Raw genomic sequence first — 24,040 nt, 5'->3', positions numbered from 1 at the left:
GTTCGAATGGTGCATCCACTTGAGACGTTCGAGGCCAAGGACGGCTGGCCGGCGCTGCGGCAGCGGCTGAACGGGCGCGTGCCCGACCTGCACCTGCTGGACGAGGCCGTCGAGTTCGCCGTGCGGTGGCACGGGGATCAGACCAGGCCCGCGGGCGAACCCTACGTCGAGCACCTGCTGGAAGTGGTGACCGTCCTCGCCGAAGGTGTGGGCGTGACGGACATCGACGTGCTGAGGGCGGGTGTGCTGCACGACGTCGTCGAGGACACCGACTGCGACCTGGAGACCGTCCGGGCGCAGTTCGGGGACAGGGTCGCGGAACTGGTCAACTGGGTGACCAAGGGTGAGGACCGCGAGGCGTACCTGGAAAACCTGAAGAACGCGCCGAAGGACGCCCTGACGGTCAAGCTCGCCGACCGGCTCAGCAACGTACAGCGGTTGAACACACATCCCAAGCCAGCGAAGCAACAGAAGTACTACCTGGAGACCGTGCGCACGATCGTGCCGCTCAGCCAAGGGTTTCCGTGGTTCGAGGAGTGGTACGCGAAGTGGCGGAACGAGTTCAGTCACCTCGCGAATCTCTGAGCACCGAGGCGATCGAGCCCACCTGGTCGGCCAGGAGCCCGACCGCCCCCACCGCGCGGCTCATCGGGTCTTCCGAGTCGCCGCCCAGCGCGAGGTCACGCACGTAGGCCGCCTTCACCTCGGCCCACCGCGAAGCCTGGGCCGCCGTGAGGGTTCCCCGCAGCTCGGCGAGTTTGAGCAGGTTGGCTTCCGCGCCTGAGGTCAACGTCTGCGCCTCGGCCATGTAGTGATCGTCGATCAGGGCCGCCAGCTCCGCGTCGTTCATCGCCGGGACGATCTTCTCCGCCAGCTTGTTCATGTTCCGGTACGAACCTTGGAGCTGGTACGGCGGTTCGGTCCGGGAAGCGTCCGACTGGGCGGCTGACGCGATGTACGCCTGGTTGTTGGCGAGCACGACCTTCTGCACCGTCAACAGCTTGCGCAGCACGGACAGCACTTGGTCGAGCTCGACCGACGAGTACGGGTGCGTCAACTGGTCCGGCCGGATCGCCGGGTCGCCCTTGGCCAGCCGCACCAGCTTCGGCACGTCGGCACGCTCGCGTGTGGACAGTGGGGCCAGCACGGCGTTGGACGTCAACGAGTTCTCGATGAAACTCAGGGCGAACAGGTCTTCCTTGCCGGACAGCACGTCGCCGAGGTTCCACACGTCCGCCCGGTTGGCTAGCATGTCCGGAATCCGGAAGCGCTGACCGGACTCGGTGTACGGGTTGCCTGCCATACACACCGCGAACCGCTTGCCGCGCAGGTCGTACGTCTTGGTCCTGCCTTTCCAGACGCCCTCCATCCGGCGCTGGGCGTCGCAGAGCGAGATGAACTTCTGCAGCAACTCCGGCGACGTGTGCTGGATGTCGTCCAGGTACAGCAGCACATTGCTGCCCATCTCCAGCGCGAACGAAATCTTCTCGATCTCCTGGCGTGCGGTCGCGTTCGGCGCTTCGGCCGGGTCGACGGAGGTCACGGAGTGGCCGAGGGCGGGCCCGTTGACCTTCACGAACACCAGGCCGAGCCGGTTGGCGACGTACTCCATCAACGTCGTCTTGCCGTACCCGGGCGGGGAGATGAGCAGCAACAGTCCCATCTGGTCGGTGCGCTTCGAATCGCCCGCGGTGCCGAGTTGTTTGGCCAGGTTGTCACCGATCAGCGGCAGGTAGACCTCGTCGAGCAGGCCGTTGCGCACGAACGCGCTCATCACCTTCGGCTGGAACTCGTCGAACCGCAGCGCCTGCCGCGAAGCCGTGACAAGGTCGGCACGCTTCTTCTGGTACGCGCGGAAAGCCGGGACCCGTTCGGTGTGGAACCGGCGGGTCCGGGCGAGCAGTTCGTCCAGGCGGAAGGTCAGTTTCCGGTCCACGATCCTCGGATGTGTGCCCAGCAGGCCTTCGACGGTCGCCTCTAGCGCGGCCGAGGAGTCGTGCCGCGGCACATCACGGCACAGCTCAAGGGCGATCGCCTCGGGCAGGTCGGCACTGGTTTCCCCGACGCTGGCCAAGTACGCCGTCAGCCAGGCGGAGATCAACTGGTGCCGCTCGGCCACGCCGTCGATCGCCCGCAGGTCGTCGTCGAACTCCTTGGCTGTGCCCAGAGCACGGCGGAACCTGTCGGCCAACGAGCGTGCGCCCGCGCTGGTGGCGAAGCCGAAGGGCGCCCTGGCCAGCTCTTCGAACAGGTACTCCCCCGCCAACGGGTCACCTTCGAGCCCCTGCGCGGCAAGGAAGGCGGTGATCTCCCCGGTCAGTTCGGCGGTGAGCTCGTCGATCGCGGACGTGTGGCCGAACGCGGTCCGGGCGCGAGCCAGCGACCCGGCCCGGCGGGACCACACCGTCTTCGCGGCCTCGTCCGGCCCGAACGCCCAGAAGATCGTCGCGGCCGCACGTGCCTGCGGCGTGTACCGCAGCACTCCCGCGCCGGCACGCAGCCGCAGGATCGCTTCAAGGATCTTGGCGGCGTCGTGGTCGTGCACGCCGCGCTCGTAGCCTTCGTCGTAACGGGTCTCGGCGACCTCGCGCACATGCTCCAGCACAGCGCTTTCGTCCAGAGGTGCGGACGGAAGCGCGACGGTGGCGAGGTATTCGCCGCGGTAGACCTCGGGCGTCTCGGACACCAGCAGCTGGTTCCAGAACGGCCTGGTGGTCTCGAACTCGGGGTCGACGACCGGGTCACGGAAGTCCGTTCCGGTGATCCCGATCGCCAGGCGGTCGTCGCTCGGCACCAGAGTCAGGTCCATGGCCTGCGTGTTCACCGCGAACACGTGCCTGCCCAGCTTGATCGTCTCGCCGCCGTCGGCGTAGAGGTCCAGCCGGTCCCGCAGCGACCGGCCCGCTTCCTGGCGCGCGGCCTTGATCCGGCCGTCCAGTTCCTCCGCACGGACCTGGTCGCCCAGGGCTCGCAGGTCGTCGGCGACCGCGCGGAGCTTGGCCACCATCGGGTCGCCCGCGAAGTACGTGTTGACGTCGTCCAGCGTCTCCAGCTGACCTGCCCGGCGCCGCACACTGCCCAGAATCCGGCTCGCGGACTCCACCAGACGGTCCGCGCGCCGGGCCCGTTCGTCCAGCAAAGCCTGCTTGCGCGCGGAAAACGCCTCGTAGACGTCGGTGCGTTTGGCGCCTAACTCGGCCATGAAGTCGTCGAACTCGCCGAACCGCGACTCCAGGTTCTCCAGCTGGAGCATCAGCCGGCCGAGTCCCTCGTCGCACTTCTGTGGCGTGTCCGCGACCGCCAGCGCACCGGTGATCGCCTGCCCCACCAACGCGAATTCGGCCGCGAACTCGGCACGGCCCTCGCTGGCCGCGAGTTCCCGGCGCCGTCCGTCCACAGTGGCGCGTGCGCGGTTGATCCCGCCGAGGACCTCACCGACGCGCGACAGGATTCCGGTACGGACCGTGGCATCGGCGATGTCGAGCGAGCTGACCACCTGGGTGAGCAGTTCGAGCCCTTCGGCCTGGTCGGTGAGACGTCGCTGGACCGGCGCGGCCTCGGCCACGGTCTTGATCGCCGCGCCCTCCGCGACCAGGCGCTCGACCTGCTCGTGGTACCCGGCGAACGCGTTCTCCCCGCTGAGGAACGCGACCGCGCGCTGCGCCGCGGTGTCGAGCTCGGTTGTCAGCAGGTCGTTCAACGAGCCGATGCGGGCGAGGTCGATGTACCGCATCTCTTTCAACGTGATCAGGTGGCCTTGCGCCTTGCGCAGGTCGGCCAGCTGCGACACCCAGGCGTCCGCGGTCTTCGGCGCCTCACCACGAACCTTGCGCACGAGCGAGGCGATGTCCCGATCGGACTCCGCCAGCGCGGTCGCGGCCTGGTTGGTCAGTGCCTGCACGCCTTCGAACTCGTCGAGCACCTGCTCGGCGGTGGCGCGCACGTCGGCGAGCGGTGTGCGCAGGTCGCACAGGTCCTGCTCGCCGAGCCAGTGATAGTGGTCGAACGCCCGGTCACAGGCCGCGATCAACGCCTCGAAGACCTCAGTGGACGGTGCCATCTCGCCCACCATCCGGGAAACGGACAGGCAGTCCGAGATTCCCCTGACCAGTTCGGCGTTGCCGACTCGGCCCAGCGGGCCTTCGCCGGTTTCCTGCGCGGCCGCGTACGTGTCGGACAGGTACGGCGTCTGCCACACCTGCATGGGATGCACGCGGGTCGGTTCGTCGGAAACGGCACGGAACACCACGAGCGTGCCGTCGTCGAACAACGACCACCCGTGGCACGGGATCGGCGTCCCGACTTCCTTGCGGATCACGTTGTACGGCAACAACAGGTACCGGCCGGCTGCGCGGGCGTGGAAGACGTAGAGCACGTCCTCGCCGTTGGTCGACCGGATCGTCCGCTCGAACTCCAGGCCCGCCACGTCCGTGTCGAACGTCTTCGCGGCACCTGTGGCCAGGTAGTAGCCACCGGGGAAGATGACGCCCTGGTCCTCGGGCAACCGCTGGCACGCCTGCCCGATGCCGTCCAGCCGCGCGACGCCCTTGGTCTGGGTGTTGAAGACCAGGTGACGCCAGTCGGTTTCCTTGTACGGCCGGATTTTCAGCAGGATCAACGCGCCGACGCGGGCGTAGTGCACGTCGGCGTCGGCCAGGCTCTGCAGCGGTTCGGTCACCGGCTCGGCGTAGACGCCCTCGCCGGTCTCGGTGTTGTTCTCCAGCTTGATGGTCAGGTCGCCGCCGACCGACTCGATGAACACCTCGTTCTGGATCGAGATGTGCGGGTGCCTGCCGAGGACGTGGTCCTCCCGGGTCGTCTCGACCCACTCGAAGTCGTGCGACGGCGGGAAGACGTGGTCACGTTCACCACGGTTGTCCTCATAGGACACAGTGCCGTCCGTGGTGATCTTCCAGCGCATCACCCTGATGTCGGACGCCGACGCGCCCGTCTGGAAGACCGCGAGCAGCCTGCCTTCCACGCGGCGCAGCTGCAGCAGCCGGGTTTCCTTGTAGTACCGGTACAACTCGGCGAAGTCGTGCACGAACCGCGGGTCGTCGATCAGGCCCGGCACGGCGGCGTCGTCGAACCGGAACGCGTCGCCGTCCCGGACGAACGAGTGCAGCGAGAAGACGTCGTCGACCTCGGTCTCCGGTCGCAGCCCGATGAACACGTTGTACCCGAACAACATCGAGCCGTTGACGGGTACGACGTCCCGCGGCACGCAGTTGTTCTCGGTCCGGATCCGTTCGGTGCCGATCAGCCGCAACTCGGTGCTGCCGAACACCTCGAGGCGCTTGGTGTTCAGCTCTTCGGCACGGGCCGTGAGCGCGGCGGCGTGGCCCGCCAGCCGCGCTCGCAACAGCTCGTACGTGCCCTCGTCCAGCGAGACAGGAGCGGCGGTCGTGGTCATCGGGGCAGCAGGCCCGCCACCGAGTGCTCACCGATACCGAGCCGGTTCGCGGTGTCCAGCAGCTCCTGCAGCTTGGCCGCTTCCTTGCCGCCGGAACCGATCAGCTTGAGCAGTAACGCCGACACGGTCAGGTTCTGCACGTCGGCGGTGCTGATGCCGCCGAGGATCCGGCCGATGTCCTCGGTGAAGCTCTGCTCGCCGTTGAGCCACGGCCTGGCCAGCGTCCGCGCGGTCGCCGAGTGCTCGACGAACCCGTCGATGCTCTTGCCCATCGACACCGCGCCGACCAGGCGGTCGAAGAACATCGACTCGCCGCCGACGATGTCGATGTCGGCCTTCTCCAGGCCCGCCGCGATGACCGACGCCTGCGACTCGGCCACCTTGCGCTGCGCGTCCAGGCCGGCCAGCCGGATGTCCTTCTCCATCTCCAGCCGCAACCGGTACTCCTCGTGCTCGCGGGTCGCGTCGCTCATCGCGGCCAGCGCGGCGGCCTTCTCGGTGAGACCCTCCGCCTCGCCCTTCAGCTTCTCCCGCAACGCGTCCGCGACCGCGACGGCCTTCTCGCGGTCCACCCCGGCCTGGGCGAGGCCGATCTTCTCGGTGGCCTCGGCCTTGGCCAACGCCTTCTCCCGCTCGACCGCGGCCTCCGCGCGGCCCACCTTCTCGATGGCGTCCGCGTCGCGTTCCCGGACCTGCACGCCGGCCAGGCCTTCCGCCGCAGCCTGGGCCTGGGTGCCCTCGGCGAGCCGGATCTTGGCGCGGGCCTCCAGTTCGGCCGCCTGCTGACGGGCCTCGGCCAGCGCGAGCTCGCGGCGTGCGTCGTGCTTCGCGGCCTGCTCGGCGGCCTCGGCCGCCTTGATGTCCTTGACCAGCTTCTCCTGGGCCTCGGCCTCGGCCTGGATGACCAGCGCCTGGCGCATCCGCTCGGCCTCCTCGACCGCGCGCAGCCGCTTGATCGTCTCCTCCTGTTCGGCGACGGTCTTGTCCACCGCGATCCGCTCCCGGACCACCTCGGCGATCGCGCGCTTCTCGCCCTCGATCTCCTTGTCCTTGCTGATCTTGGACAGCTCGGTCTCCCGCTCGCGGGCGATCACCTCGAGCTGGCGGTCCTTCTCGATCCGCTCGGTCTCGATCGCGATGACCCGTTCCCGGTTCTTCTCCGCCACGGCGACCTCGCGGGCCCGGTTCTGGTCCTGGATGCCCAGCTGCTCCTCGGTGCGCAGGTGCGCGGTGTGCGCCTTGAGCCGCTCCTCGGCCTGCACCTTGGCGATCTCGGCCTCCTCGCGGGCCTTCATCGTCTCGACCTCGCGGCGCTGCTTGACCTCCGCGTCGGCCTTGCGCCGCTCCAGTTCGAGGATCTGCTCACGGGCGTCGACGTTCTGCCGCGTGATCTCCTTCTCCTCGTTGCGCTGGTACTCGTTGGTCCGCACGTGCTCGATCGCGGTCAGCTCGGTGATCTTGCGGATGCCTTGCGCGTCAAGGATGTTGGCCGGGTCGAGGTGGCTCATCGGGGTCTGCTCGAGGTAGTCGATCGCGGCGTCCTCAAGGCTGTAGCCGTTCAGGTCGGTGCCGATCACCCGGATGATCTGGTCCCGGAACTCGTCGCGCTTGGTGTACAGGTCGACGAAGTCCAGCTGCTTGCCGACGGTCTTGAGCGCCTCGGAGAACTTGGCGTTGAACAGCGCCTGCAGCGTGGCCTCGTCGCTGGCCCGCGCGGTGCCGATGGCCTGTGCCACCTTGATGACGTCCTCCGCGGTCTTGTTGACCCGCACGAAGAACGTGATCCTGATGTCGGCGCGGATGTTGTCCTTGCAGATCAGGCCTTCCTGACCGGCCCGGTTGATCTCGATGGTCTTCACCGAGATGTCCATGACCTCCGCGCGGTGCAGCACCGGCAGCACGACCGCGCCGGTGAAGGTGACGTCCACCTTGCGCACCTTGGAGATGATCAGTGCCTTGCCCTGCTCGATCTTGCGGAACAGCCTGCTGACCACGAAGAGGATGACCAGGATGACCAGCAGCACGACGCCGATCAGCACGCCCGCCCCGATTCCGACAACGTCCATGTCTCAGTCCTTCAGGTGAGTCTCGACCGGGGCGACCCAAAAGAACTCGCCATCGGTGTCGTAGTCGTAGATGAGCGCCGTCCGGCCGGCGCGCAGGTCGTCCTCGCCGGCCTGCCGGACCTGGACGATGGCCGAGGACCCGTCCTCGGCGTGCACTTCGGCCTGGCCGAAGTCGCCTGTCACGGTGCCGGTCCTGATCACGCACGTGCGGCCGACGAAATCGGCGCGTGACGCACCCGGTCCGGTGTGGAACACCTTGCGCAGCGGTGTCACGAGCAGCCTGGTCACCAGCAGCGCCAGGACGACGGCGACCAGCAGGACCACCGTGCCGAGGACGATCCTGGTGACGGTTCCGGTGCCGGCCAACAGGACCGTGCCGACCAGGCTGAGAAACCAGGAGACGACGATCGTCAGCGTGAGCGCGATGGTCAGTGGCACGCCACCGAATCCGAGCGCGCCGAGCAGATCGCCCGCGTCCTCGTCCACGTCGACGGCGCCGAACAAGGTCAGCAACCAGTAACCGACGCACACGACGAGCAGAAACGTGCACAGCACGGCCGGGAAAGCCAGCGTTGCCTGCAAGAACTCGGCCAACCCGCCCCCCAAGACGCCGAAATCGCCTGCCTCCCCATCGGCCCGGCCGGGCGACTATAACTCAGCGGCAGCGCTCACTGAGCGTTTTCGCTCCCGGGACGTGATCGAATCGTGTCACTTGGCTGTCCACTTGGGGCCTTTTCCGAAGTTTTTCCAGCGCCCGGTGCTGGGCGAGCCGGACGACCGGCGGAGTACTGCCGATCGCCTCGGCGGTCTGTTCGGCGGTCAGCCCGCACAGCGCGCGCAGGATGATGATCTCCCGCTCGTGACCTGGCAGTATGGCCACGTCGAGGTCGGTGTCGGCACAGCCCGGCTCGCCGTTCAGTTCCTCGTTCACTTTTTCCGAAGCTATTCGGTAAGTGACGGCCAACAACGGTTCCCGCTCGGCCGGCAGCGCCCGGAGCACCGCGTGCAACGCCTCCGTCGCAACGAGATCGGCGACGGCGAACGATCCGTCCCGCCGTCCGATCCGGGCACGGCAGTACCGCACCACGACAGGCTTGATCGTTCCGAGAACGATGGCTCCGAGACTCATGACGTCTCCCCGGGATCGCGCGACCAGTCAGGGGTGTGACTGACGGAAACGTTCCCACTTACGCGACTTTCCGGGTTTTTTCGAAGAAATACCGTGGGTGGCGAACCGATTCCGGGACGCGCCGGTAATACTCCACTCGGCGCAACGAGTTCGCTAACGGCCGGATAACTATTCCGTCGAATCGGCGTTACGCCGTTGATCTTTCGGCTTTGCTGCGCGGGTGAGGAACAAGATCGCACTCGTCCTGGCCGTCGCGGGCACCGCGGGCACGCTGTCGGCGTGCTCGAGCAGCGAGTCGAAGTTCGCCGAGGAACTCAAGGCCGCCGGGTTCGGCACGGTGCAGCCGACCTCGGAGACGGAGAAGAAGACCAAGAAGGTCGGTGGCAGGACGGTGAAGTCGAGCACGAAGGTGCTCGAGGCGGTCGTCCGGGTGAAGGGCTGCGAGCTGGAGTTCGAGAAGGTCTCCGGCCAGTCCGGCTACTGGCTGGACGAGCTGCACGTCAACGGCCAGGAACCGGACTGGCCCGGTTTTCCCGAGAACCTCCGGCGAGCTCAGGTGGAGAGCATGTTCGCCGACGCCAGCCGCAAACCCGACGGCTTCACCAGCTGCTACAAGCCCAACGAACCCTGACCCCCTCGTGAGTGTTTATCAGGGTTAGAACCCTGATAAACACTCACGAGGTTTGATCAGCGGCGGGTGAGGAAGGACTGCAGGCCGGCGAGGTCGTCGGTGTTGATGTGGTCCACGCCCGCCTTGCGCAGCTCGGTCCAGATCGCGTCCCGGGCGGCACCCGGGGCGTCCGGCGTCGCCCAGAACCGGACCCGCTGACCGGCCTGGTGCGCCGCCGAGACGATCCGGGTGAGTCGTTCCCGTTCCGCGGCGGGGAATTCACCGGCGCCTGTCCACGTGAACAGCTTGGTCCAGTTGTCGGACACCAGCGGGGTGAGCCGGGCGTCGGAGCCCGGGCCGAGGTCGGCCGGGTCGGCGATGCGGCCGTCGTAGAACGCCAACCGGTGCCGCTGCGACGCCATCAGGTCACGCGGGCGGTCGCCGGAGATCACCGCGGTCACCGGGCCGCGGAGCACAAAACCGTTGACGTACTGGGTGAACAGCGACGGATACTGCCGGAGCACCTTGTCCAGCGCGGTGTACGCGGCCACGCCGTTGGTCTTGATGTCGATCAGCAACTGGAACGCGGCCGGCTTGCCGCGGTAGACCTTGCCATGGTTGACCTTCACCCGGCGGGCCAACGGATCGAGGTACAGCGACTGCAACGTCCGGTCCGGCGTCAGGTCCTCCGGATCATGGCCGACGAGCAGCTGACCGTCCACCAGGTAGATGTCGGCCTCCACGCTCGTGAAGCCGTGGTCGAGCGCGTCGAACAAGGGACGCGCATGCTCGTAGTCGTTGTGCGCGTGCGCTTGCGGCAAGGGCCGCACCTGGGTGGCCGAGGCGACTGTGGACGCACCGAAGACGAGCGCGAAAACGCTCAGAACAACCGTCAATACCCGCATGTGGATCACCCTAAGCCGGGTTGACCTGAGCGGACATGAATAACTGGCGAAGAGGAAAACAACCACTTCGCAGTGTAGCCGGTCTGTTACAGTCCCGCCCATGATCACCCGGCTCGGCAGCCTGCGTACGGCCATCGCGGTGGCCACCGGCATCGCCGCCCTCTACATGGCGCTCGTCACGGTCAACAACATCACCGACTTCCCCACCAACCGGGCGTTTGTCGAGCACGTGCTCGCGATGGACACCACGTTCAAGTCGCCGAACACCATGTGGCGGGCGATCACCAGCCCCGCGGTCGCGCTGATCGTCTACATCGCGATCATCGTCTGGGAGGCGCTCACCGCGATCGTCCTCGGCATCGGGTTCGTCATGGGCGTCCGTGACAACCCCCGGGCGCGTCCCTTCGGGACGGTCGGGTTCCTGATGATGATGTTGTTGTTCGGCGCGGGTTTCATCGCGATCGGCGGCGAGTGGTTCGCCATGTGGCAGTCGCAGCAGTGGAACGGTCTGCAGCCCGCGACGTCGAATTTCCTGATCGCCTTGGCCGGGCTGATCCTCACCCGGTTACGCGAACGCCCGGACGCCTGACCGCACATTTCGCTTGGTGCCCAACAACAGAAGCGCCCGGCCGCCCGGGATCGACGGACCGGGCCGGGTCCGGGGCCCCGCTCAGGAGGCCCCGGACGTCGGGGACTACCGGTTGAGCGCCTTCAACGGCTGCTCGGCCGCCTGGTCGAAGATCTCCTGCAGCAACGGGTTCGCGTCAGCGGCGGAGCTCAACAGGCTGCGCGGCAACGGAACCGCCTTGCCGTCGAGCGGGCCCCTGACCTCGTAGACCGAACCGTCCTCGGGAAGCGGTGAGGTACCGCAGATCTCGTTGCGGCCGGGCAGTTCCCCGTTGAACAGGAACCGGTCACCGAACTGCTGCACGCACGCCGACGGGCCAAGGATGTACTGGCCGTGCTGGCCTTCGTCGTCGATGGACACGAGCCGCGCGGCATGCGTGATGTCCTTGTACGTCCGCAAAGCACCCTCGTACGCGGTCTGCGGGTCAAGCTCGCTGTGCACCAACAGCATCCGCGGCGCGCCCTTCAGGTCCAGGTTGCGGTCCTGCGGCGGGTACGGCCAGAACGCGCACATCGGCACGCCGTTGAGGTAACCGGCCCACGGGTAGCGCTTGGCCATCCGGTCGGCTTCACGCGTGTAGAACCGCGGGTCCTTGTTCCACGCGGTGTCGTTGCAGCGCACGGTCGTGGAGATCGCACCGAGGTTGACCTCCGCGGCAGCCGTGGCGACGGCCGGGACGCCGTACCGGGACTTGATCGCCGCCAACGAGTCGAACGCCTGCAGAGCGGGCGCGAGCCTGCCCCAGGCGCCCTCGACGTGACCGGCCTGGATCCGCGCGGCCGGGGCCTTCACCAGCTCGTCGTGCACCAGGATGTCGATGGTCGCGCGGATGAACCGGCGGTTGTTGCCGATCACCCCGAGCACCCTGAAGTCGAGGTCGTCCGCACGGACGTCGGTCGTGCCCGCCCGGTGCAGCTCGGACAGCTTGCCCCGGATGCTGTCGTAGGTCCGCTGGACCTCGTCGGCCGTGGTGCCCAGGGGACCGGTGATCTGGTCGGCGTGCCTGGCGACCCACGGCTTGAACTGCGTGTCGAACCGGCGCTGGTACGACCACGGGTCGAAGTTGACGTTGTCCCACTGCGAGTGCGTCCAGTCCATGTTGGAGTCCAGGACGAACCGGCCGACACGCTGCGGGTACGTGTCGGCGTACCAGCCGCCGAGCCACGTGCCGTAGCTGTATCCGACGAAGTTCAGCAGCCGGTGGCCGAGCAGCGCCCGCAGGAAGTCCATGTCGTACACGGTCTGCTGGCTGCTGACGAACCGGCCGAACTCGGTCGCGGCACACGCCTTGGCCTGCAGCCTTGCTTCCGCGATCTCGGTGCGGTGGGTCTGCTCGTCACGCACGCGGTAGTCCGGCGTGGTCGGCAGCGCCGCCAGCTCCTCGGTCGTGGTCAGGCAGCGCAGTGCCTCACTCTGGCCGAAGCCGCGGGGGTCGAAGCCCAGCAGGTCGAAGTCCCGGAACATCTGCGGCCGGGACACCGCGAGCGTGGCCGTCAGGTTCAGCCCGGCGCCCCCAGGGCCGCCCGGGTTGCTGGTCAGCAGGCCGCGGACCGGGCCGGTGGCCTTGCTGTGCGAGATCGCCACCTTGATGTCCGGGTGCGCGTCCGGGTTGTGCCAGTCCATCGGCACCTTGACCGTGGCGCAGTTGGTGGTCGGGGCCTGCGGGTACTGCTGCTTGATGCTCGCGTCGAAGGAGCACGGTGCCCACTGGATCGGCTGGTCCAGGTAACGCTGCGGAATGGCCGGGGCGGGCGGCTCCGCGGGCTTGCGGTCCGGCAGGGCGGCGCTCGGCACGGCGAGCACCGCGAGCGCCATGGCGGAGCACGCCACGGCTGAGACTAAGACACGTAAGGGGGCCATGCGGTACATAACTACCCGACGAAAAGTGGCGGCGGGAGGGGCAAATCGTCTTGATTTCGCGGCCGCGGGTGTTCAGTGCGAGGATCGGGGCGTGGAACAACGCAGCATGGGAAGGCTCGGCCGCGACGTCTCGGTGATCGGCCTCGGCACATGGCAACTGGGCGCGGACTGGGGCGAGGTCAACGAGAAGGACGCGCTGGCCGTGCTCGACGCGGCCGTCTCGTCCGGAGTGACCTTCCTGGACACCGCGGACGTCTACGGCGACGGGCGCAGCGAGCAGCTGATCGCCAAGTACGTCGCCGGCCGCTCGGACCGCCCGTTCGTGGCGACCAAGATGGGCCGCCGGATGGCCCAGGAGCCCGGCAACTACACCCTCGACAACTTCCGGGCGTGGACCGACCGGTCACGCAAGAACCTCGGCATGGACGTGCTGGACCTGGTCCAGCTGCACTGCCCACCGCGGTCGGTGATCGACTCGGACGAGGTCTTCGACGGCCTCGACACGTTGGTCGCCGAACAGCGGATCGCCGCGTACGGCGTGAGCGTCGAGACCTGTGCCGAAGCTCTGGCCGCGATCGCCAGGCCCGGCGTGGCGACCATCCAGATCATCCTGAACGCTTTCCGCCGCAAGCCTTTGGAGGAAGTCCTGCCCGCCGCCGCGGCGGCCGGGGTCGGGATCATCGCGCGGGTGCCGTTGGCGTCCGGCCTGCTGTCCGGCCGCTACCGGGCCGACACGACGTTCCCCGAGAACGACCACCGCAACTACAACCGGCACGGCGAGGCGTTCGACGTCGGCGAGACGTTCTCCGGCGTCGACTACGAGACCGGTGTCCAGGCCGCCCAGGAGTTCGCGGCTCTCGCGCCGTCCGGAGTGACCCCGGCCCAGCTGGCGCTGCGCTGGGTCGTGCAGCAGCCCGGTGTCAGCACAGTGATCCCCGGCGCACGGAACGTCTCGCAGGCCCAGGCCAACTCGGCCGCGGCCGGTGTCGCGCCCCTGTCAGCGGAGACGCTCGCGGCGATCGAGGACCTCTACGACAACCGCATCCGCGCCCAGGTCCATCACCGCTGGTAGACACTCGTGAGTGGTTATCAGGGTTCTAACCCCGATAACCACTCACGAGGGGGTCAGAGGGCTTGGGCGAGGCGGTCGGCGAGCAGGCGGGTGAAGCGCGGAGCGTCGGCCAGTTCGCCGCCTTCGGCCAGCAGGGCGATGCCGTAGAGCAGTTCCGCGGTCTCGGCCGCGCCTTCCTTGTTCTCCTCGTGGGCCTTGCGCAGGCTGGTGACCAGCGCGTGGTCCGGGTTGAGCTCCAGGATCCGCTTGATCGGCGGCAGTTCCTGGCCCATCGCGCGGTACATCTTCTCCAGCGTCGGGGTGACGTCGTTCGAGTCACCCACGATGCAGGCGGGCGACGTGGTCAGCCGGGAGGACAGCCGGACCTCTTTGATGTTGTCCTTCAGCGTCTCGGTCATCCACGACAGCAGGCCGGCGAAGTCCTTCGACTTCTCCTCGGTGTCGCTGCCGGTGTCCAGGTCGACCTGGCCCTTGGCGACGGACTGGAACTGCCTGCCGTCGAACTCGGGCACCGAGCCGACCCACATCTCGTCGATCGCGTCGGTGAGGATCAGCACCTCGTAGCCCTTGGCCTTGAAGGCCTCCATGTGCGGCGAGTTCTCGATGATGGAACGGGACGCGCCGGTCAGGTAGTAGATGTGCTCCTGGCCGTCCTTCATCCGCTCGACGTATCCCTTGAGCGTCGTCGGCTTCTCCGGGTCGTGCGTCGAGGCGAACGACGCGATCTCCAGAATGCTCTCGCGGTTGTCGAAATCGTTGACGAGGCCTTCCTTGACCGCCGCGCCGAATTCCTTCCAGAACGTCTGGTACTTTTCCGCGTCCATCGACTTGATGGTGGAGAGGATCTTCTTGACCAGGCGGCGGCGCATCAGCTGGATCTGACGGTCCTGCTGCAGGATTTCCCGGGAGACGTTCAGCGAAAGGTCCTGCGCGTCGACGACGCCCTTGACGAACCGGAGGTATTCCGGCATCAGGGCCTCGCACTCGTCCATGATGAACACGCGCTTGACGTAGAGCTGAGGCCCGCGCTTGCTTTCCCGCATGAACAGGTCGAGCGGCGCGCGTGACGGGATGAACAGCAGCGCCTGGTATTCGAACGTGCCCTCGGCCTGCATCTGGATGATCTCGAGCGGATCGGTCCAGTCGTGGCTGATGTGCCGGTAGAACTCCTTGTACTCGTCCTCGGCGACCTCGTCCTTCGACCGGGCCCAGAGCGCCTTCATCGAGTTGATGGTCTCGAACTCGGTCTTCGTCTCGTCGTTCTCGGTCTTCTCGACCTTGAGCCGGACCGGCCAGGTGATGAAGTCGGAATACCGCCGGACGATCTCGCGGATCTTGTACTCGGCGGTGTAGTCGAAAAGGTGGTCCTCGGCGTCCTCGGGCTTGAGGTGCAGCGTGACGGAAGTGCCCTGCGGGGCGTCGTCGACCGAATCGATGGTGTACGTGCCCTCGCCCTCGGACTCCCACCGGGTGCCCTGGCTCTGGCCCGCTTTCCTGGTCACCAGCGTGACCTTGTCGGCCACCATGAAACTGGAGTAGAAACCGACACCGAACTGGCCGATCAGATCGGCGGAACTGTCCTTGCTCTCCTTGAGCTTGCGCAGCAGTTCGGCGGTACCGGACTTGGCGATGGTGCCGATCAGGTCGACGACCTCGTCACGGGACATCCCGATACCGTTGTCACGAACGGTGAGAGTGCGCTGTTGCTTGTCCGCTTCGAGCTCGATGTGCAGGTCACTGGTCTCCGCGTTCAGGTCCTTGTCCTGGAACGCGGCGAGCCGCACCTTGTCGAGCGCGTCGGAGGCATTGGAGATCAGCTCACGCAGGAAGATGTCCTTGTTCGAGTAGATCGAATGGACCATCAACTGCAGGAGCTGGCGTGCCTCGGCCTGAAACTCGAGCGTTTCCATCTGGGTGTCCACTCCGCGATTATCTCAAGGGCTTCCCGGCCCGTCCCCCGGGCCGGACGTCCAGACGCCGTCGATGGTACGACCGGGCCCGGTGGCACGAGCACCACCGGACCCAGCCGGGGGCAGGTCAGGCCCGGCGGCAGGTGAAGCTGGCCGCCGAGTTGGGGTCACCGCCCTTGTACTTGGGCACCAACGGATAGAGGCACAGGTCGCGGGTCGCTGTGCCGTCGGCGGTCCGGGCGGGCAGGGTTTCCGGGGCCTTGCCCTTCTCGACCCAGTCGACCAGCGCCGCCATCGGGTCCACCGGGGACGCGCCCAGGCCGCCGCCGCAGTGGTCCGCACCGGGGGCCAGGAACACGCGGTAGAAGTCGTTCACGTCGCCCATCCTGCGGCCGACGCGCTCGCGGTAGTCGACGGTGCCCTGGTACTGGATCAACACGTCGTCCGTGCCGTGCCAGGTGATCATCTTGCCGCCGGACCTCCGGAACGCCGTCAGGTCCGGGTCGTCGGTGCCGATGACGCTGTTGTAGCGGGCCCGCGACTCGGCGAAGACGCGGTAGTAGTCGGCGTACGTCATCTTCGCGATGTCGTAGGCCGGGTTCTGCTTGATGAAGTACTGCACCCAGGTCGCGCTGATCTCGAACGGCGGATCCCCGGCGAGCCAGCCGATGTCCATGCCGCGGTTGAAGCCGTACCAGCCGTGCGGGCCGTCCCAGATCTCGCGGATCACCTCGGCGTCGGCCCGGGAGATGACCACTTCCTGGCCGGCACAGACGATCTTGGTGCCGACCAGGTCGTACGGGTTGTAGTGGCACTTGCGCGGGTCGTTGACCACCCGGTCGGCCACGCCGTCGATCGTGTCGCACGCGTCGAGCGCGGCCTTCTCGAACGCGTCCTGCTCGCACAGCGACATCCGGTTGCGCTCGGAGGTCTGGACGACCTGCGGCCACAGGTCCGCGACCAGGAACCGGTCCCAGTTGATCGCGGGCGCCGCCGCGTTGATGCCGTCGTAGTCGTCCGGGTAGCGCTGCGCGTTCATCAGCCCCTGGCGTCCGCCTGTCGAGCAGCCGTTCCAGTACGAGTAGTTCGCCGCGCGCCCGTAGTGCTGCGTGGTCACGGCCTTGCCCGCGACGGCCATGTCGTGCAACGACCGGGACGCGAAGTTCTTCAGCAGTTCGGTGTTGACGTCGCCGTCGGCGTCCAGCGCCCACTTGGCCGGGCTGCCGGTGTTGGTGTCCACGCCGCCGTCGGTGGTCGCGGCCGCGTAACCGAGCTTGATCTGCTCAGCCAGACCGGCGTCCCAGACCGCCATGGAGTAGCCGCCGCCACCGACGCCCTGGAACCGGCCGTTCCACCCGGAGATCGGCAACCACACCTTCACGGCGACCTTGTCGCCCACGCCCGGGTGCGTCAGGACGACCGTCACGTCGCAGTACGGCGGGACGTTCGTAACCGGCGGAAGCTGGAACTCAGGCGGATATTCGACGGACCCGCCGGGCTTTTCGACAGCGGTCACCGACACGACGTCGGCGCCGGGCACCGTCGGTCTGTTCACCGCGGCACATCCCTGCGCGGCGTACGCGACAGCAGGCGTGGTCACCAACGCTGTCGCCGAAACGAGCGCCACCATGGCGCCGAAGAGTCTTTTCATGGTGCTCCCCAGTTCGTGTGACTTCAAGCACCATACTCGCGCGGCCCGGTGGCCGGCCAAAGGACACAGTGGACGGTCGAGCGGCGGCCGGAACACCCGATGTGAAAGATCCCGGGCCGGTGGCGTGGACTCGCCACCGGCCCGGGACCGGTCCTGCCCGACGTCAGCGGATGTTGACGTCGACGCACGCGTAGAAGGCGTTCGCCGTGTCCGAGATGTTCCAGATGGCGAGCAGCTTCTGGCGACCACGGAAGCTTCCGAGGTTCACGTTGTGCGTGACGGTGGCAGCCGGCTGGGCACCGTTGTCGTTCTGCGACCACACGCGGGTGCCGCCGATGAAGTACTCCCACGTGCTGGTGCGGTGGCGAACGGTCAGGTTCCAGGTGAACGTCTGGACCGGGCTGACGTTCTGGACCTGCCAGGCCTTGCCGTCGTTGCTCAGCTCGGCGAACCTGCCCACGTTGCCGTGGCAGTTGCGCAGCCCCTTCGGGCCCTCCACGCTCTGCGGCTCGTACTTGATGTCGCCGCACGCGACGACACCACGCTTGCACTGGTCCTGACGGCTGGACGGGCTGACGATCCAGCCGTGCGCACTGGCCGTTCCGGCCGGCAGGACCACCGTGAGCAGCGGGGCGACCAGCGCACCGACCACGGCTGCGATGAACTTGCGCTTCATTTTTCAGCTCCTCGTCACGACGAGCTGCGGTCCGGTGTCGCGCGCCGACCGGTCCCTCCGCCGGGTACCGATACCAAACACAAGACCTGCAGGGGTTTGTGGTCTAGACCATACTAACGTCCGACGTATCGGTCAAGAGATGGCGAATTCCCGCTGCTCCTGGGGGCTCGTTACCGGACGGGTACGGGCACACATTCCGCCGTCATTCCGCGTCGTGAAATTCACGGCAACACCGCCCTCGGCGCGCGGGACGAACCTTCCTTGAAAGAGGGCATGCGCTGCATCGCGGAACATTGAACGGCTCAGCTTGACAAAGCCACTCCCGGGGTTCTGTGAATTTGCGGACAGTGGTCCCACTTGTCTCGTCTTCCCGGCCGCGAACACCGATGATGAGGATCATGAGCTTCAGCCATCTGTCTCATTTGGACTGTTCGCGCTGCGCCGAGCGGTACGACGCCGACGAGATCCACAACCTGTGCGTATGCGGCTCGCCCCTGCTCGCCCGATACGACCTCGGTTCGGTCACCGTCGGCCCCGCGGACATTTCGGGGCGCCCGCCGACCTTGTGGCGCTACCACGAGGTGCTGCCGGTACGCGAACGCGTGATCAGCATGGGCGAAGGCATGACCCCACTGCTGCCACTGCCGGCGTTGGGCCGGGAGTTCGGCGTCCCGGGTCTGCTGATGAAGGACGACGGCCTGTTCCCCACCGGATCGTTCAAGGCACGCGGTGCGGCCGTCGGCGTGTCCCGCGCGGCCGAGCTCGGGGTGCGGGCGTTCGCCATGCCCAGCAACGGAAACGCCAGCGCGGCCTGGACCGCTTACGGCGCGCGGGCGGGCATGCGCAGCGTCGTCGCGATGCCCGAATCGGCCCCGCTGATCAACCGGACGGAATCGGCAATCACCGGTTCCCAGCTGTATCTGGTCCGCGGGCACATCGGCGACTGCGGCCAGATGATCGGCGCCTTGATCGCGCGCTCGAACGGCGAACTGTTCGACGCGTCGACGTTGAAGGAGCCGTACCGCATCGAAGGCAAGAAGACGATGGGCTACGAGATCGTCGAACAGCTCGGCTGGCGCAGCCCGGACGTGATCGTCTACCCGACCGGCGGCGGTGTCGGCCTGATCGGGATCTACAAGGCACTGCGGGAGATGCGGGAACTCGGCTGGCTGACCGGGCCGCTGCCGCGCCTGGTGGCCGTGCAGGCCGGCGGATGCGCCCCGATCGTGGCGGCTTTCGAGGCGGGCGCGACCGAGAGCACGGCGTGGCCGAACCCGAAGACTGTCGCGTTTGGCATCACCGTGCCCAAACCGCTCGGCGATTTCCTGATCCTGGAAGCGTTATACGCCACCAACGGCACGGCCATCGCCGTGGACGACACCGACACCCTTGCCACCCAGGCGTTGTGCGCCCGCCTCGAAGGCACGTTCATCTGCCCCGAGGGCGCCGCCACGCTCGCCGCCGTCCGGCGGCTCCGCGATTCCGGCTGGATCAAGGAAACCGAGGAGGTCGTCGTGCTCAACACCGGCTCGGGCCTGAAGTACCCGGCCGAGGTCGATGTCCCGACGCTCGACCCAGGTGACCGGCTCGGCTGAGTCGGCAACGGCCCGATCCGTTACATGCACCAGCCTTCGTTGCGCAACCACCCGGACTGCTACAGCTCGTCCATCCCGAACACCGAGGTGCACGCCGCGGCGGGCCCGCAGAACCACTGGTTCTACCTGCTGGCTGAGGGCACGAACCCGGGCGGCGGCAGCCGGTCAGCCCGACGTGCGACAACTCGACGATCGCAGGCATCGGGATCCAGAAGGCGGGCCAGATTTTCTACAACGGCCTGTTGCGCAAGACCACGACGTGGACCCACGCCCGTGCGCGGGTCGCGACGTTGCAGGCGGCCAAGACCCCCTGTTCCCCACTGGCTGCACCGAGTTCGACGCCACCAAGGCGGCGTGGAACGCGGTGAGCGTCCCCGCGCAGTCAGGCGAACCCACTTGCCCGTGACCTGATCACGTGGTGGCGGGCCGAGGTCCGCCACCACGGATCACCTCCACGAGACTGGCGAAGCTCTCCGCACCACGACCGGCCGCGATTCCCCGTGCGGTCAACGATTCGATCAGCCGGGGCAGCGCGGAGTCCAGTCCGCGCTGCTCGGTCGCGGTGATCAGGTGCCGCATCAGCGGCGCGTCGAGTTCGAGCCATTCCTCGTCGCCCGGATAGCGCCCAGCGTCGATCTGACCGGCGTAGTCCGAGATGACGTCCACCACGGTCGACTTCAGCCAGTCCGTCAGCAAGGGCGTGAACGTCTCGGCCCTGACCGAGGCGGTCCCCAGCAGGGTCGCCGTCTGCAGGTAGCCGATCAGTGTGGCCCACGCGAAGTTCAGCATCGCCGCGTCGTACAGCGACGCAGTCCCCGGGTCCGGGCCCAGATACGTTGTCCTGCCCAGGCGGGCGAGCAGTTCCGAGTGCCGGTCGAAGACCTCCCGCGATCCACTGTAGACAAGCACGGTCTCGGGGCGGCCGACATGTTCCGGATGCGCCATCAGCGCGCCGTCCAGATACCTTGCCCCGAACCGGATCCCGGCCTCGACGGCCTGCTCGCTCGTACCGGACGTGAGGTTCACGACGTCCGGCCCCGGCGGCAGCTCCGGGATTTGTGCGTAGTCCTCGACGCAGAGGACCACCAGGTCCGCTTGCTGGAGTCCGGATTCCGACGCGCCCAGCACAGCCGCGATCGCCTTGCCCCGGGGATTCGCCCCCACCATCACCGTTCGCATGGAACCTACATTATGTAGGTTAGCCCGCCGCCGCAACCCGCTTCACGATCAGACTGGCGGTGGCGATCGCGTCCTGGCGTGCGATCCGCTTCTCCGCGGCGGCCCGCGCCAAGCCCTCGACGGCGCTGAAGATCCCGGTCAGCGCGGGCAGGCCCAGCCGCGCGAACGGTTCGAGCGCCCGCCGGAACTCGGCGATGTAGAAGTCCCGCGAATCCCGCAACACCTGCCGGGTCGACGGACTGCCCGCGAGCGCCGCGAAGACCTCTTCGCACTCCTCCCCCGCGTCCACGACGCCGTCGATGTACGCCGTGCTCAGCACCGAGGCGACGGCTCCCAGCGACCGCGCCCGCTGCTGCAACGCGTCACGCATGGTCGCCAGCACCCGCTGGTCGTAGTCCCGGTACAGCTCGACCAGCAGCACCTCCCGGGTCGCGAAGTGGTCGTACACGACCGGCCGGGACACCCCTGCCCGTTCGGCGAGCGTGACCAACGTCAACGCGTTGGTGCCGTCGGCCCGGATGATCTCCATCGCCGAATCCAGCAACTGCCGACGTCGGTCCGTCCGACTCAACCTGCCCATACATCCATTTAGCCACAGGCGCGACCGAACGCTGTTGCGGCCCGGACGGCGGGTGGGTAGCCTCGGGGGCATCTCCCTCCTGTGGATGCGGGCGGAACGCCTCCCACGGAGTTTCTTCACCACCTTCGCCGGACGTTCTTCCGGCATACCCACCTCTGAGGACCCATCATGCACGAAACAACCGGAATACTGGACATTGTGGACGGACGGGCACACGTCCGGGCGGAGGGCTACCTGCCCGGCCCGGGCGACGTCCCAGTCCCATCGGGACTCGTCCGCAAGCACGGACTGCGTCGCGGCGACACCGTCTCGGGTGTCGCCGACGGCTCCAGACTGACCGAAGTCATGCTGGTCAACGGCCTGCCACCCAGGCCAAGGCCCGTGTTCACCGATCTGGTCTCGCTCTACCCCCACGAAAGGCTGCGGCTGGAGACCGAGCAGCACGAGCTGACCACCCGCGCGATCGACCTGTTGATGCCGGTCGGCAAGGGCCAGCGGGCGTTGGTCGTGGCCCCGCCCAAGGCCGGCAAGACCACCGCGCTGCAGGCGATCGCGCACGGCGTCGCGAAGAACCACCCGGAATGCCACCAGATGCTGCTGCTGGTCGGCGAACGTCCCGAGGAGGTCACGGACTTCGCCAGGGCGGTGCCCGGCGAGGTGATCGCCGCCACCTTCGACCAGCCGCCCGGCGAGCACGTGGCGATCGCCGAACTGGCCGTCGAACGGGCCAAACGCCTGGCTGAGACCGGCAAGGACGTCGTGGTCATCCTGGACTCGCTGACCCGGCTCGGCCGCGCGTACAACCTGGCCGCGCCGAACTCCGGCCGGATCCTGACCGGTGGTGTGGACTCCGGCGCCCTCGTCCATCCCAAACGCCTGCTCGGCGCGGCCCGCAACCTGGAGAACGCGGGCTCGGTCACGATCATCGCCACCGCCCTGGTGGAGACCGGTTCGGTCGGCGACAGCCTGATGTTCGAGGAGTACAAGTCCACCGGCAACGCCGAGGTCCGGCTGGATCGCAAGATCGCCGGCAGGCGGATCTTCCCGGCGATCGACCACACCCGGACCGGCACACGCAGGGAGGATCTCCTGCTCACTCCGGCCGAGAACGCGGCGACCCGGCTGCTGCGCCGCGCACTGCACGGCCGGGACATCACGGCTCTGCTGGACACTCTGCGCCGGACGCAGACCAACGCGGAGTTCCTCAGCCAATTGCGGCCGTAGACTGGCGGTATGCACCCGGGTGGCACGCAGTCGTGGCGCGTGAGCTACGGCGGCTCGCTCGCCGTGGATGTCGCGCTGTACATCCGGGACACGTTGGCTCTGTCCGTGGACACTCGGCCGCATATCGCGAGCCTCGATCCCTCCGTGCCCGTCTTCGTCCCCGAGAACGTCGACCGCACGGCAGTGGCCCTGGAATGGCCGGACTGGTGGGCCGACGTGCTGGCGTGGTCCCGTACCGAAGTCCCGGGCCCGCAGGCGCTGTCCCACGCGCCGATGGTGGAGACGTCACCCGCTTTGGCCAATCGGCCCGCCATGCGTGCCGCGCTCGCCGCGCTGACCGTCCCCGCGGCCCGGTATCACGCGACGTTGAGCCACGCGCCCGCCATTCCGGTCGACGAGGTCGTCCGCGCTCTGGAAGCGGAACTCGGCCGCCCGGTGAAGCCGTTCCACCTGGTGATCACCCAGATCCGGGTGAGCGAACCACTGTGGGAACCACTCACCGAGACACACGTGCTGGCGTCCCATCGGTTCACCGGCACGACGGCCGCGCTCCGGGAGGTTCTGCTACCGCTCGCCTGACTGCTGGAACGTCGCCCGGTAAGCCCGGGGCGTGGTGCCGACGTGCTTCGCGAAGTGGTGCCGCAGCGTCTCGGGCGAGCCGAACCCACACGTCTGCGCGATCCGGTCGACCGGCAGCCCGGTCGTCTCCAGCAGTTCCCTTGCCCGCTGTACACGACGGTCAAGCAGCCACCGCAGCGGAGTGGTGCCGGTCTGGGCACGGAACCGCCGGGACAGGTTCCGAGTGCTCATGGTCGCCTTCGCGGCGATGTCGGCGATCGTCAACGGAGCATGCAGGTTGTCCTGCATCCAGTGCAGAACGGGCCCAAGGTCGTACGTGTCCACGTCCGGCTCAGGGTGATCGATGAACTGCGCCTGGCCGCCGGACCGTTGCGGAGGCATGACGATCACCCGCGCGGTGTCGGCCGCCACCGCGGCACCGTGGTCCAGCCGGACCATGTGCAGGCAGAGGTCCAGCCCGGCCGCGATGCCCGCCGAAGTCAGGATCTGTCCTTCGTCGACGAACAACACCGACGGATCCACGGTCGCATCGGGAAACATCGCGGCCAACTGGCCGGCGACAACCCAATGGGTCGTCACACGACGGCCACTGAGCAAACCCGCCCGCCCCAACACGAACGCGCCCGTGCAGATGGACGCGATCCGGGCTCCGCTCGAAGCCCTCTCGCGCAACAGGTCCAACGCCCGCTCGGCAGGCTGCTGGTCGGGTGAGATGCCCGGCACGATGATCGTGTCCGCGTCTCGCGCGTCGGAAAGGCCGTAGCGCGAGGAGATCCGGAACGACTCCTCGCCGTGCGCGGTCGCCGTGACCGAGCGTTCCGCGCACACCCGCACCTCGTAGCCAGGTGCCGACGAGAACACCTGACACGGAATCGTCAGATCGAACCCCACCACGCCGTCCAGCGCGAGAACCGCAACCACGTGCATATGGCTCGATATTACGCATCATGGGCCTTCGTGCCA

At 67.5% G+C, this 24,040-nt stretch carries 19 protein-coding genes and 1 pseudogene; 8 read left to right on the top strand and 12 right to left on the bottom strand.

What is annotated here, in order from left to right; all coding sequences use genetic code 11:
- Positions 1-6: 6 nt before the first annotated feature.
- Positions 7-585, top strand: coding sequence for an HD domain-containing protein (locus GC106_RS24745; protein ID WP_173135254.1), 579 nt, complete (start codon positions 7-9; stop codon positions 583-585).
- Here the strand turns inward: GC106_RS24745 and GC106_RS24740 are convergent.
- The 4 genes from GC106_RS24740 to GC106_RS24725 all read right to left on the bottom strand — a co-directional run bounded on the left by GC106_RS24740 (position 563) and on the right by GC106_RS24725 (position 8,608).
- Complete coding sequence (locus GC106_RS24740) at positions 563-5,413, bottom strand: DNA repair ATPase (RefSeq protein ID WP_173135251.1); 4,851 nt, start codon at positions 5,411-5,413, stop codon at positions 563-565. The two genes, GC106_RS24745 and GC106_RS24740, sit on opposite strands and share 23 nt — an antisense overlap.
- Positions 5,410-7,479, bottom strand: coding sequence for a flotillin family protein (locus GC106_RS24735; protein ID WP_173135248.1), 2,070 nt, complete (start codon positions 7,477-7,479; stop codon positions 5,410-5,412). The genes GC106_RS24740 and GC106_RS24735 overlap by 4 nt, the downstream gene beginning before the upstream one ends.
- Positions 7,480-7,482: 3 nt before the next feature.
- Positions 7,483-8,073, bottom strand: coding sequence for an OB-fold-containig protein (locus tag GC106_RS24730; protein ID WP_173135245.1), 591 nt, complete (start codon positions 8,071-8,073; stop codon positions 7,483-7,485).
- A 61-nt stretch (positions 8,074-8,134) separates the two neighbouring features.
- The gene (locus tag GC106_RS24725; protein ID WP_173135242.1) at positions 8,135-8,608 is read right to left on the bottom strand and encodes a sigma factor-like helix-turn-helix DNA-binding protein; all 474 of its coding nucleotides are present in this window, start codon (positions 8,606-8,608) and stop codon (positions 8,135-8,137) included.
- Positions 8,609-8,828: 220 nt separating this feature from the next.
- Here GC106_RS24725 and GC106_RS24720 point away from each other — a divergent pair, with 220 nt between their 5' ends.
- Positions 8,829-9,239, top strand: coding sequence for a hypothetical protein (locus GC106_RS24720; protein WP_173135239.1), 411 nt, complete (start codon positions 8,829-8,831; stop codon positions 9,237-9,239).
- 56 nt (positions 9,240-9,295) lie between these two features.
- Here the strand turns inward: GC106_RS24720 and GC106_RS24715 are convergent, their stop codons facing one another.
- Complete coding sequence (locus tag GC106_RS24715) at positions 9,296-10,123, bottom strand: phosphatidylinositol-specific phospholipase C/glycerophosphodiester phosphodiesterase family protein (protein WP_173135237.1); 828 nt, start codon at positions 10,121-10,123, stop codon at positions 9,296-9,298.
- 100 nt (positions 10,124-10,223) lie between these two features.
- On the opposite strand from GC106_RS24715, the gene GC106_RS24710 reads away from it, so the two are divergent.
- Complete coding sequence (locus tag GC106_RS24710; RefSeq protein ID WP_173135235.1) at positions 10,224-10,712, top strand: DUF2165 domain-containing protein; 489 nt, start codon at positions 10,224-10,226, stop codon at positions 10,710-10,712.
- A 105-nt stretch (positions 10,713-10,817) separates the two neighbouring features.
- Here the strand turns inward: GC106_RS24710 and GC106_RS24705 are convergent, their stop codons facing one another.
- A complete protein-coding gene (locus GC106_RS24705; protein ID WP_217280905.1) occupies positions 10,818-12,581 on the bottom strand; it encodes an alpha/beta hydrolase in 1,764 nt (587 codons plus the stop codon).
- Between the two features lie 121 nt (positions 12,582-12,702).
- On the opposite strand from GC106_RS24705, the gene GC106_RS24700 reads away from it, so the two are divergent.
- Positions 12,703-13,683, top strand: a complete 981-nt coding sequence (locus GC106_RS24700) for an aldo/keto reductase (protein WP_312872819.1) — start codon at positions 12,703-12,705, stop codon at positions 13,681-13,683.
- 53 nt (positions 13,684-13,736) lie between these two features.
- Here GC106_RS24700 and htpG read toward each other — a convergent pair whose 3' ends face one another.
- From htpG to GC106_RS24685, 3 genes are all read right to left on the bottom strand, one after another.
- Positions 13,737-15,593, bottom strand: a complete 1,857-nt coding sequence (htpG, locus tag GC106_RS24695; protein ID WP_217280904.1) for a molecular chaperone HtpG — start codon at positions 15,591-15,593, stop codon at positions 13,737-13,739.
- 127 nt (positions 15,594-15,720) lie between these two features.
- Entirely contained in the window at positions 15,721-17,244 is a 1,524-nt protein-coding gene (locus GC106_RS24690) for a tannase/feruloyl esterase family alpha/beta hydrolase (protein WP_173135230.1), read from the bottom strand.
- A 163-nt stretch (positions 17,245-17,407) separates the two neighbouring features.
- A complete protein-coding gene (locus tag GC106_RS24685; RefSeq protein ID WP_173135227.1) occupies positions 17,408-17,920 on the bottom strand; it encodes a lytic polysaccharide monooxygenase auxiliary activity family 9 protein in 513 nt (170 codons plus the stop codon).
- Positions 17,921-18,318: 398 nt separating this feature from the next.
- Between GC106_RS24685 and GC106_RS24680 the strand changes: the two genes are divergently transcribed.
- Both GC106_RS24680 and GC106_RS24675 read left to right on the top strand, forming a co-directional pair.
- Complete coding sequence (locus GC106_RS24680; protein WP_173135225.1) at positions 18,319-19,515, top strand: threonine synthase; 1,197 nt, start codon at positions 18,319-18,321, stop codon at positions 19,513-19,515.
- Positions 19,516-19,921: pseudogene (locus GC106_RS24675) on the top strand (M4 family metallopeptidase); the annotation flags it as partial.
- Between the two features lie 5 nt (positions 19,922-19,926).
- Here GC106_RS24675 and GC106_RS24670 read toward each other — a convergent pair.
- Positions 19,927-20,694: an imine reductase family protein gene (locus GC106_RS24670; protein ID WP_173135223.1), complete on the bottom strand. Its 768-nt coding sequence runs from the start codon at positions 20,692-20,694 to the stop codon at positions 19,927-19,929.
- A gap of 19 nt (positions 20,695-20,713) precedes the next feature.
- The gene (locus GC106_RS24665) at positions 20,714-21,274 is read right to left on the bottom strand and encodes a TetR/AcrR family transcriptional regulator (protein WP_246366662.1); all 561 of its coding nucleotides are present in this window, start codon (positions 21,272-21,274) and stop codon (positions 20,714-20,716) included.
- 168 nt (positions 21,275-21,442) lie between these two features.
- Between GC106_RS24665 and rho the strand changes: the two genes are divergently transcribed.
- Both rho and GC106_RS24655 read left to right on the top strand, forming a co-directional pair.
- Positions 21,443-22,498 (top strand): transcription termination factor Rho, encoded by a 1,056-nt coding sequence (gene rho / locus GC106_RS24660; protein ID WP_173135220.1) that lies wholly within the window; start codon positions 21,443-21,445, stop codon positions 22,496-22,498.
- Between the two features lie 9 nt (positions 22,499-22,507).
- Positions 22,508-23,077 (top strand): hypothetical protein, encoded by a 570-nt coding sequence (locus GC106_RS24655; RefSeq protein WP_173135217.1) that lies wholly within the window; start codon positions 22,508-22,510, stop codon positions 23,075-23,077.
- On the opposite strand, the gene GC106_RS24650 is transcribed toward GC106_RS24655, so the two are convergent.
- Complete coding sequence (locus GC106_RS24650) at positions 23,063-24,004, bottom strand: GlxA family transcriptional regulator (protein ID WP_173135214.1); 942 nt, start codon at positions 24,002-24,004, stop codon at positions 23,063-23,065. The two genes, GC106_RS24655 and GC106_RS24650, sit on opposite strands and share 15 nt — an antisense overlap.
- Between the last annotated feature and the right edge of the window lie 36 nt (positions 24,005-24,040).

Source organism: Kibdelosporangium persicum, assembly GCF_013280595.1.
Taxonomy (GTDB): domain Bacteria; phylum Actinomycetota; class Actinomycetes; order Mycobacteriales; family Pseudonocardiaceae; genus Kibdelosporangium; species Kibdelosporangium persicum.
The sequence above is the reverse complement of the archived record's forward strand: the minus strand, read 5'-3'. Positions and strand labels throughout refer to the sequence as shown.

Coding starts and splice junctions, on each gene's coding strand:
- GC106_RS24690 (WP_173135230.1), bottom strand. CDS start 17,244: ATGAAAAGACTCTTCGGCGCCATGGTGGCGCTCGTTTCGGCGACAGCG.
- GC106_RS24725 (WP_173135242.1), bottom strand. CDS start 8,608: ATGAGTCTCGGAGCCATCGTTCTCGGAACGATCAAGCCTGTCGTGGTG.
- GC106_RS24715 (WP_173135237.1), bottom strand. CDS start 10,123: ATGCGGGTATTGACGGTTGTTCTGAGCGTTTTCGCGCTCGTCTTCGGT.
- GC106_RS24710 (WP_173135235.1), top strand. CDS start 10,224: ATGATCACCCGGCTCGGCAGCCTGCGTACGGCCATCGCGGTGGCCACC.
- GC106_RS24680 (WP_173135225.1), top strand. CDS start 18,319: ATGAGCTTCAGCCATCTGTCTCATTTGGACTGTTCGCGCTGCGCCGAG.
- GC106_RS24655 (WP_173135217.1), top strand. CDS start 22,508: ATGCACCCGGGTGGCACGCAGTCGTGGCGCGTGAGCTACGGCGGCTCG.
- GC106_RS24665 (WP_246366662.1), bottom strand. CDS start 21,274: ATGGGCAGGTTGAGTCGGACGGACCGACGTCGGCAGTTGCTGGATTCG.
- GC106_RS24685 (WP_173135227.1), bottom strand. CDS start 17,920: ATGAAGCGCAAGTTCATCGCAGCCGTGGTCGGTGCGCTGGTCGCCCCG.
- rho (WP_173135220.1), top strand. CDS start 21,443: ATGCACGAAACAACCGGAATACTGGACATTGTGGACGGACGGGCACAC.
- htpG (WP_217280904.1), bottom strand. CDS start 15,593: ATGGAAACGCTCGAGTTTCAGGCCGAGGCACGCCAGCTCCTGCAGTTG.
- GC106_RS24650 (WP_173135214.1), bottom strand. CDS start 24,004: ATGCACGTGGTTGCGGTTCTCGCGCTGGACGGCGTGGTGGGGTTCGAT.
- GC106_RS24735 (WP_173135248.1), bottom strand. CDS start 7,479: ATGGACGTTGTCGGAATCGGGGCGGGCGTGCTGATCGGCGTCGTGCTG.
- GC106_RS24745 (WP_173135254.1), top strand. CDS start 7: ATGGTGCATCCACTTGAGACGTTCGAGGCCAAGGACGGCTGGCCGGCG.
- GC106_RS24670 (WP_173135223.1), bottom strand. CDS start 20,694: ATGCGAACGGTGATGGTGGGGGCGAATCCCCGGGGCAAGGCGATCGCG.
- GC106_RS24740 (WP_173135251.1), bottom strand. CDS start 5,413: ATGACCACGACCGCCGCTCCTGTCTCGCTGGACGAGGGCACGTACGAG.